The 1096-nt window shown below is 69.0% G+C and carries 2 protein-coding genes; both read left to right on the top strand.

Going from position 1 to position 1096, the window contains the following annotated elements; genetic code table 11:
* Positions 1–548 (top strand): ABC transporter ATP-binding protein (locus ACSFA3_RS25305; RefSeq protein ID WP_435508086.1); only part of this gene is annotated, 548 nt, incomplete at its 5' end.
* Positions 545–1096, top strand: a 552-nt coding sequence (locus tag ACSFA3_RS25300) for an ABC transporter ATP-binding protein (protein ID WP_435508085.1), incomplete at its 3' end; no start/stop codon positions are given. The genes ACSFA3_RS25305 and ACSFA3_RS25300, both read left to right, overlap by 4 nt.

Here is a 1096-nt window from a genome sequence, read left to right as displayed (position 1 = left end):
GGCGCGTCGAATACGCGGCTCGCGACGTGACGCGGCTCAAGCCGCACCAGCGCTGCCACGCGGTCATCGGGCGCAGCTACCAGGTGCCGCAGCCTTTCGGAAACATGAGTGTGTTCGAGAACCTCGTGACCGCCGCCTGCTTCGGCGGGCAGCAGACCGAGCGCGAGGCCTGGCAGACGGCGCACGAGGTGCTGGAGCAGACGGGGCTGATGGCGCATGCGAACAAGCCCGCGGGCGGGCTGACCCTGCTCGACCGGAAGCGGCTGGAGCCGGCGCGCGCACTGGCGACGCGGCCGCAGTTGCTGCTGCTCGACGAGATCGCGGGCGGGCTGACGGAGCCCGAAGCGGCGGTGCTGGTCGGCGAGCTCAAGCGCATCAAGGCGCGTGGCGTGACGATGATCTGGATCGAGCACGTGGTGCATGCGCTGCTGTCGCTGGCGGACCGGTTGTTCGTCATCAACTTCGGGCAGAAGCTGGCGGAGGGGGCGCCGCGCGTGGTGATGAACGACCCGGAGGTGCGGCGGGTGTACATGGGGATGGAGGCATGAGCGCGCTGCTCTCCACCCACGCCCTCAAGGCCTTCTACGGCGACGCCCAGGCCTTGTTCGGCATCGACTTCTCGCTGAGCCGGGGCGAACTCGTTGCCATCATCGGGGCCAACGGCGCGGGCAAGTCGACCTTCCTCAAGAGCCTCACGGGCCTCGTGCGTGCGCCGCGTGAAGCGATCAGCTTCAAGGGTGAGCCCATCGGTGGGCTGCCTCCCGGTGACATCGTGCGCCGCGGCCTCGCCATGGTTCCCGAAGGCCGTCGCCTGTTTCCCAGCCTCAGCGTCGAGGAGAACCTGCTCATGGGCGCCACCGCTGCGCGCAAGGGGCCGTGGAACCTTCAGCGCCTGTACGCGCTGTTTCCAATCCTCGCCGAGAAGCGGCACCAGCCGGGCACCTCGCTGTCGGGCGGTCAGCAGCAGATGGTCGCGCTCGGCCGCGCGCTCATGAGCAACCCCGAGCTGCTGCTGTGTGACGAGCTGTCTCTCGGCCTCGCGCCCATCGTCATCCGAGAGATCTATGCCGCCATGCCGACGATCACCGGCGAGGGC

The sequence above is a fragment of the Variovorax glucosi genome (genome assembly GCF_051216695.1).
GTDB lineage: Bacteria > Pseudomonadota > Gammaproteobacteria > Burkholderiales > Burkholderiaceae_C > Variovorax.
Note: the sequence above shows the minus strand (reverse complement) of the source record. Positions and strands in the feature narration are given on the sequence as shown.